A 7463-nucleotide genomic window follows, 5' to 3' on the forward strand; every position below is an offset into this window, starting at 1 on the left:
GGCATGGGGATGGTCATCGGTCGTGCATGGCTTTCGGCGTTGTCGTTGGTGGTGGGCGCGGCCCCAGCGTTCGCGCAGGGCTCCTCCGTCCAACTGGATCCGATGACCGTGCGCCGGGTGGCGGACGTCACCTCCGCCCCCCGCCTGGAGCTGGACTCCCGGGGACCTGACACGCGGCCCACCGTGGAGTTGAACGGGCGCCTCTATTTCCTCGCCACCCCGGGCAGCGCCGGCTCCGGCTCCGACGTCCGGGAGCTGTGGGTGACGGACGGGACGTCCGCGGGCACCCGCTCCGTGCAGGAGGAGCTGCTGCCCGCGGGTGCGAGCATCGACCCGGGCTCGCTGCGCGCCACGCCGCACCGCCTGTTCTTCACCGCGACGACAACGCAAACCGGACGCGAGTTGTGGACGAGCGACGGCACACGTGAAGGCACCCACGTCACGCGCGAGCTCAACCCCGGCCCCATCCATGGCCTCGCCGCCCAGGTGCCCCTCTTCGTCTTCGGGGACTCCGTGCTCTTCGTTCCGGCGGACACGCAGGCCGACCTCTGGAGGTCGGACGGCACGGCCGAGGGCACCGTGCCCGTCAAGGACATCCACCCGGGGTTCGCCCGAGCGAACGCCGCGGGCTTCGCGCGCGTGGGGGACACGGTCTTCTTCGCCGCGGAGGACGAGCGGGGCGTCGAGCTGTGGCGCACGGATGGCACCGAAGCGGGCACCATGCTCGTGCGCGACATCAAGGCCGGCGTCGGCGACTCGTATCCCGAGAGCCTCACCGCGGTGGGTGACACGCTCTACTTCACCGCGGAGGACGGCCAGCATGGCCGCGCGGTCTGGAAGTCCGACGGCACGGAGGCCGGCACCGTCCTCGTCAAGGACTTCAATACCGCCGTCACGGGCCGCATGCCCACCGTGCTCGCCGCCCTGGGCGACGCGCTCGTCTTCCTCGTGCGCAGCTCCGAGGAGGCTTCCCAGCTGTGGCGCACGGATGGCACCGACGCGGGGACCCAGCAGCTGGCGCAGGTGCCCAGCGGGATGCTCGGTGGCTATTCGGGCCAGTTCTTCGTCCCGGCGGGCAACCGCCTCTACTTCGTGTCCCGGGGCGCCACGCTCGGGGACTCGCTGTGGGTGACGGACGGAACGGCCGCGGGCACGCGGCACCTGCCGCGCCCCATCCCGTACGGGAACGAAGCCGTGCGCGGCGTGGCGCCGTGGGAGGACGGGCTCGCCGTCATCGTGACCACGCAAGCGGGAGCGAGCGAGCTGTGGCGCACGGACGGCACCGACGCGGGCACGTCCCGGCTGACGCGGCTGCCGTCGGGCAGGGAGTTCGCGCTGCCCACGGGGCTGGTGCCGTTCCAGGGCGCGCTGCTGACGACGGCCGGAGACCCGTGGACGCCCCATGCGCTGTGGCGCATGGAGCGGGATGAAGCGGCGCCGACCTTCCTGTGCCTGGCCGCCCAGGACATGCCCTCCAACCGTCCGGAGGGCACGGACCTGCTCCACTACCGGCCCGAGCTGCGCACCGGAGCGGAGCAGGCGTGGATCCGCACCTCCTTCATTGACGGCCAGCTGCTTCCGCTCAACCTGCCCATCACCGTCACCTACCAGGCCGGGGATGCGCAGGGCCGCCTCACGTACTGCACCACGGTGCTGACGTCGCGGGACCTGACGGCGCCGGCCATCCACAACTGCCCGACGGAGCTCATCCTGAACGCGCAGTCGGCCCGGGGCGCGACCTTCTACTATCCGAACCTGGGCATCGGAGATGAGACGAGCCGCGACGTGCTCACCGTCTTCAGCCCGACGAACGGCAGCGTGCTGCCCCTGGGCACCACCCAGATGAACGTGACGGCGCGGGACGCGTCCGGCAACGAGAGCACCTGCTCCTTCCCCGTCACGGTGCGCGACAACCAGGCGCCCGGCCGGGCCTGCAAGGTGAACGAGGTCCGCGTGGAGGCGGAGGGGCCCGAGGGCGCGCACGCCTCCTGGCCGGACCTCACGCCCACCGACAGCCTCTCCAGCAAGGTCACCGTCACCAGCACGCACGCGTCCGGGGACCTGTTCCCGCTGGGCCTCACCCGCGTGGAGGTCGTCAGCACCGACGAGGCGGGCAACAGCAGCACGTGCGAAATCCAGGTCCGGGTGCGCGACTCGCGCCCGCCTCTGCTCACCTGCCCGGAGGACCAGACGCTCACCACCGCGGTGATGTCCGGCACCCGCGCGGAGTACCCGGAGGCCACCGCCTCCGACAGCGTCTCCGAGACGGAGCTCCTCTACAGCCCCGTCGTGGGCACCCCGCTGGCGCCGGGCCTGCACGCGGTGCAGGTCACCGCCATCGACAAGGCCGGCAACGCGGCGCTCTGCAACTTCCAAGTGACCGTGCAGTACGACCCGACGAGAGACATGCGGACGAGCATGGGCTGCTCGGTGGGCAGCGGCCCGGAGTCGGCGATGGGCTGGGTCGCGCTCGTCGCCCTCGCCTGGACGCTCAGCCGCCGTCTGAAGGACGGCAAGCCGCGCGCGTGAGCCGTGGCGGCGCGGGGGACTTCCGCTACAGTCCCCTGCGCGCCCCATGGACCTCACCCTCTTCGTCGTCGGACTCATGAAGGTCGTCCTCGGCGGCCTCGTGGCCGCGCTCGGCATCGGCCTGAGCATGCGCGGCCTGAGCCGCCTCTTGGACAGCCACCCCGTGGAGGAGCTGCGCCAGGGCAACGTCGCCTCCGGGCTGGTGCATGCGACGAGCCTCGTGTCGCTGGGCCTGCTGGTGCAGCACGCGCTGAAGGCCACGGGCGACGCGGTGGACCTGGCGGTGCAGAACCCACCCGTGTCCGCCCTCTCCGTGCTCCAGCTGCTGGGCCTGGCGCTGGTGCACGTGGCGCTGTCGCTGGCGGTAGGCGTGGCGGTGCTCGCCCTGGGCGTGCGCCTGTTCGACAAGATGACGCCGGGCATCGAGGAGCTGGCGGAGGTGCGCAAGGGCAACATCGCCGCCGCGCTCCTCTTGTGCGCCTTCCTGCTGGTCATCGCGCTGCTCACCGCGCCGGGCCTCCAGGCCGCGCTCAACGGGCTCATCCCCTTCCCGCAGCTGCCCACCGGCGTGCTGCGCGCGCCCGCCTGAAGCCGCCATGCTCGCGCGCTCGTGGAAGACGCTGCTGTCGCTGGTGCTGATGGGCGCGCTCATGGCCTTCGCCAGCTGGGAGCTCGTGGTGGCCCGGAAGGCGGGCCGGCTTCCGGATCCCCCTCGACCGGAGACAGAGGTTCCTCCGGCGGACCCACGGGAGGCGATGCGGGACCTGGGATTCGTGCTGGTGCCGGAGGACACGCCGCCGGAGCGCGCGAAGTCCTATGACTGGCGCGTGGACGGGATGGAGCCCGCCCGTCAGCAGCTGGCCTACGGACTGGGCGAGGCGGTGGAGCGCGGGCTGGAGCAGGCGCACCGCGACTACAGCGTGCGGCTGCGCTACCGCGCCATGGGCCCGGAGCGCTTCACCTACGTGGCGCCGCCGGGCTGCGGCACGGACATGCGCTGCATCTACGCGGAGCTGATGAAGAGCAACGCGGAGCCGGTGCGCGTGCTGGGTGAGCGCTTCGCCACCTCCATCCGCGAGCGCGACCTGGACGCGGCGCAGGCCACCGAGCTCATCCTCGGCTTCGTGCGCCGCATCCGCTACGAGCTGCCCGGCGACGAGCCCTTCGGAATCGTCCCGCCGGGGCTGGTGCCCGCGCAGGACCGGGGCGACTGCGATTCCAAGGCGGTGCTCGCGCTGATGCTGCTGCGGCAGGTGGGCGTGGACGCGGTGATGCTCTATTCAGACGCGCTCGCGCACGCGGCCATCGGCGTGGGGCTGCCCGGCACCGGCACCCGCATCCCCTTCGCGGGGCGCGGGTACCAGTACGCGGAGCTCACCGCCGAAGGCTGGCCGCTGGGGATGATTCCGCCGCAGTACGACAAGCCGCAGCTGTGGCGGGTGCTGCCGCTGCCGGACGTGCAGGGCTGAGCGCCACTGGCGATTCGCCGCGAATACAGCTATTCCTGCTCTATCTGGGATGCTCGCTACAGGGCGGGCCGTCCCTCACCCAAGCGGGGGCAGGCACATGGCGGATTCGCGGACGTGGATGACGGCGGGGCTGTTGGCGCTGGCCAGCGGCTGTGGCGCACAGGAGGACGCGGTGATGCCGGCCGCGGTGGAGCAGGCGCTGGGCGCGTGCACGCACTCGGTGACGACGAACACGTACAACGGGCCGGACTACTGGGGCACGCTCGTCATCAAGAACACGGGGACGGTGGCCATCGCCAACCCGGTCATCGCGTTGGACGTGCCGTCCGGCGTGACGTGTGACGATGATCAGCCCGGCTGGACGCACACGCAGGCGGGCCGCACGTGCACCTTCACGCGCACGTCGTCGCTGACGGTGGCGGTGAACGCGTCCTACACGTTCAACTACTCCACCAACTCCAACACGTCCTTCACCGCGGCCAACGTGAAGGTCCAGTCCGACAGCTGCGGCGGCACGTCCCCTGGCGGCTCCGGCCTCACCGCGAACCAGAAGAAGGTGGCCGAAGGGCTGACCAGCATCTGGGAGAACGACACGCCCACGCTGGACTACGCCTATTCGGAGAACATCTTCGACGGGCGCGGCTACACCAGCGGGCGCGCGGGCTTCTGCACCGGCACGGGCGACGCCATCCAGGTGGTGCAGTGCTACCGGGCCCTGCGCACGGAAGGAAATGGCAACCGCATGGCGAAGTACTGGAACGCGCTCACCGTCATCAACAACCGCTTCCTGTCCACCGGCCAATCCCAGGCCTCCACGGCGGAGCTGGATGCCGTAGGCAACTGGACCTCGGACTGGGCGGCCAGCTTCAACACCGCCGCCACCAAGGCGGACTTCAAGCAGTGCCAGGACCAGGTGAGCGACGCGCTCTATTACACGCCCACCATCAATGAGGCCGCGAAGTGGGGCCTCACCCAGGCGCTCACCAAGGCCGCGCTGTACGACGCGTCCATCAACCACGGCTTCGACGGCATGAAGGACCTCATCCGCAAGGCGAACACGGCCCTGGGCAACAGCGGACAGGTGGCGCCGGTGATTGGCTACAACGGCATCACGGAGTCAGCCTGGCTCCAGAAGTTCCTGGAGAAGCGCCGCGACGTGCTGGCGGCGGACTCCACCTGGGTGGAGGCGGTGGACCGCGTGGCCGCGTACGAGAAGCAGCGCCGCGTGGGCAACTGGGACCTGGGCACCGCCCTGCGCAACGACGTGCGCGCCCGCGACTGCTGGACGACGGCCTACCCGGCGAGCGGCTACACCGTGCGCAACATCAACCCGGACGGCACCTGGAGCACGCCGTCCTCGTACACGTACTCTTGCCAGTAGGACGACAGGACAGTCCGGCACACGGGCCGTGACGGCGGGCACCCCGGGATGGCATGACCCGGGGCCATGGCCCGTGACGTTTCGTTCTTCGACAGGCTCGGCTCGCTGCTCGCCCAGGAGCGCGAGGCCGAGAAGGCCCGCCTGACTTCGCTCGCGCAAGGGCTCACCCTGCGCGAGCGCGAGGAACAGGGCCTGTCCGTGCTGAAGGCCAGTTGGTAGGGCACCTGGAGCACCGTCACGCCCAGCCCCATGAACCATCCGGCGTACAGCACGTGTCCTGCGACGGAAGACAGTGCCGGGGATTCCGAACCGGCGCAGCCCGATGAGCCCCGAGACCAGCAGCAACAACAGCTGGTTCGACACGCGGAGGGGCCGCACGACCGAGTCATGCTTCATCCCCAGGCAGAGCGGGACGGCGACGAGCAGTGAGAACGCGAGCGCGGGCAACATGCCCACCGCGTTCCCCGTTCACCGCGAAGGTCAGGAGCGCGGCGGCCGAGCAGAGTCCTCCCAGTAGGCGCCAGCTCGCGCGACGCGGCTCCACTCCGCGCCGCAGGTTGCGAACCAGCAGCAGGACGCCCACCTGCATCACCACGGCGAAACACACCAGGGGGCCCAGCGCCACCGCCGACATCCCGCTCGCCATCGCTTGCCTTCCCAACAAGGGCCATCTCCCCGGGGGAGATGGCCCCCCGTCGCCCCTGGCCCACCGTCTCTCCGGAATGGACCCGCGCCACACTCCAGGACACGTCACCGCCAGACATCTAGAGACTCACAAATAATTCCTGCATTTCAACATTATCCTGGATACACCTTAACAGAGGTATCCGTCCGGCCAACGACGTGCCGTGAGGGATTGCCGACGCAGTGGCGTGCGGCGGACGCTTCCGGGCATGGCGAAGCAGGTGGAGAAGCCGGAGTGGGCGTGCGTCGCGGAAGCCTTCGAGGCGAGCGGGCAGACGCAGCGGGAGTTCGCGTTGGAGAGGGGCGTGCGGCTCAAGCACGTTGCAGTCGTGGGTGTACCGGGCACGACGGTCCGCGCCATCGCGAGCGGAAGCCGTGCGGCTGTTGCCGGTGCAGGTGTCGAGCGCCCCGGAGGCGGCCGAGTCCGTGCTGGAGGTGGTGACGGCAAGCGGAGCGCGGGTGCGATTCGCCGTGGGCACCGACGTGGCGTACGTGGCCCGGCTTGTCGCGGCGCTGGGGCTGTAAGCCGTGTTCGCCCTGCCTGCGTCGGTGCGCGTGGTGCTGGCGGTGGAGCCGGTGGACATGCGCAAGTCGATTGATGGCCTCATGGCACTGGTGCGCACGGCGTGGGGAGAGGACGTCTACTCGGGGCACCTCTTCGCCTTCGTCTCGCGCAAGGGCGACCGCATCAAGGTGCTGACGTGGAGCCGGGGTGGCTTCGTGCTGCTGTACAAGCGGCTGGAGGCGGGGAGATTCCAGCTACCCCCAGTGGACGCGGGCGCGCAGGCGGTGACGCTGGACGCCACGCAATTGGCGATGCTGCTGGACGGAATCGACGTGGCCCAGGTGAGGCGCCAGCCCGCCTGGATGCCTCCCGGGCGCACGGGCAGCTGAGGCCTCCGGCCCGGGACGCGGCGCGGCGCAGGCGTGTTGAGGCGAAGTGCCGCGCGAACTTCCGCAAGACCACTTCTGCCCCTGGCGCGAGGAGGCCGAAGAACTCAAGGAGCGCCTGACGTCGCTGGAGGCGAAGATGGCGACGCTGGAGCGCCACGTCTTCGGCCGCAGGGCGGAGAAGCTGCCGGCGGTGGCGACGGAACTGCGCGGGGCCGCGGACTCGACGGCGGCCCGGGCCGAGGCCGCGAAGAAGAAGCGGCAAGCCAGAGCCGCCCGCAAGGCCGAGGAGGCCCCGGCGCGAGAGATTCGCCACGCGGTGCCCATCGAGGAGCGCCACTGCCCGGCGTGCGGCAGCGAGGACTTGAAGCCCCTGGGCCCCGGCCGCACCTCGGTGGTGTACGAGTACGTGCCGGCCCGCTTCGAGAAGCAGGTGCACGTGCAGGAAGTCCTCGCGTGCGCGTGCGGCCGGGGCGTCGTCACCGCCCCACCTCCAGCCCGGGTGGTGG

9 protein-coding genes are annotated in these 7463 nt (G+C 70.7%); all 9 read left to right on the plus strand.

Annotated features, from left to right (window positions below; genetic code table 11):
• Window positions 1-2529 (plus strand): HYR domain-containing protein (locus D7W82_RS37300; RefSeq protein ID WP_120622833.1); only part of this gene is annotated, 2529 nt, incomplete at its 5' end.
• 46 nt (window positions 2530-2575) lie between these two features.
• The gene (locus D7W82_RS37305) at window positions 2576-3118 is read left to right on the plus strand and encodes a DUF350 domain-containing protein (protein WP_120622834.1); all 543 of its coding nucleotides are present in this window, start codon (window positions 2576-2578) and stop codon (window positions 3116-3118) included.
• A gap of 7 nt (window positions 3119-3125) precedes the next feature.
• The gene (locus tag D7W82_RS37310; RefSeq protein WP_120622835.1) at window positions 3126-3998 is read left to right on the plus strand and encodes a hypothetical protein; all 873 of its coding nucleotides are present in this window, start codon (window positions 3126-3128) and stop codon (window positions 3996-3998) included.
• A gap of 97 nt (window positions 3999-4095) precedes the next feature.
• Entirely contained in the window at window positions 4096-5379 is a 1284-nt protein-coding gene (locus tag D7W82_RS37315; RefSeq protein WP_120622836.1) for a chitosanase, read from the plus strand.
• Window positions 5380-5445: 66 nt separating this feature from the next.
• Window positions 5446-5598 carry a hypothetical protein gene (locus D7W82_RS40755; RefSeq protein WP_158617799.1) on the plus strand — a complete coding sequence of 51 codons (153 nt, stop codon included), beginning with the start codon at window positions 5446-5448 and terminating at the stop codon, window positions 5596-5598.
• Between the two features lie 103 nt (window positions 5599-5701).
• On the plus strand, window positions 5702-5896 hold the full coding sequence (locus D7W82_RS37320; RefSeq protein ID WP_120622837.1) for a hypothetical protein: 195 nt from the start codon (window positions 5702-5704) through the stop codon (window positions 5894-5896).
• Between the two features lie 542 nt (window positions 5897-6438).
• Window positions 6439-6588 carry a hypothetical protein gene (locus D7W82_RS42000; protein ID WP_158617800.1) on the plus strand — a complete coding sequence of 50 codons (150 nt, stop codon included), beginning with the start codon at window positions 6439-6441 and terminating at the stop codon, window positions 6586-6588.
• Window positions 6589-6591: 3 nt separating this feature from the next.
• Window positions 6592-6957: an IS66 family insertion sequence element accessory protein TnpB gene (gene tnpB / locus D7W82_RS37325; RefSeq protein ID WP_120622838.1), complete on the plus strand. Its 366-nt coding sequence runs from the start codon at window positions 6592-6594 to the stop codon at window positions 6955-6957.
• A 46-nt stretch (window positions 6958-7003) separates the two neighbouring features.
• Window positions 7004-7463: IS66 family transposase zinc-finger binding domain-containing protein (locus D7W82_RS37330; RefSeq protein WP_199727987.1), on the plus strand; the 460-nt coding region annotated here is incomplete at its 3' end.

It is taken from the genome of Corallococcus sp. CA049B (assembly GCF_003611685.1).
In the GTDB taxonomy this organism is placed as follows: domain Bacteria; phylum Myxococcota; class Myxococcia; order Myxococcales; family Myxococcaceae; genus Corallococcus; species Corallococcus coralloides.

Bases quoted from the DNA above. Each gene is read 5' to 3' on its own strand.
- D7W82_RS37305 (WP_120622834.1), top strand. From the start codon at position 2,576: ATGGACCTCACCCTCTTCGTCGTCGGACTCATGAAGGTCGTCCTCGGC.
- D7W82_RS37310 (WP_120622835.1), top strand. From the start codon at position 3,126: ATGCTCGCGCGCTCGTGGAAGACGCTGCTGTCGCTGGTGCTGATGGGC.
- D7W82_RS37315 (WP_120622836.1), top strand. From the start codon at position 4,096: ATGGCGGATTCGCGGACGTGGATGACGGCGGGGCTGTTGGCGCTGGCC.
- D7W82_RS40755 (WP_158617799.1), top strand. From the start codon at position 5,446: ATGGCCCGTGACGTTTCGTTCTTCGACAGGCTCGGCTCGCTGCTCGCC.
- D7W82_RS37320 (WP_120622837.1), top strand. From the start codon at position 5,702: ATGAGCCCCGAGACCAGCAGCAACAACAGCTGGTTCGACACGCGGAGG.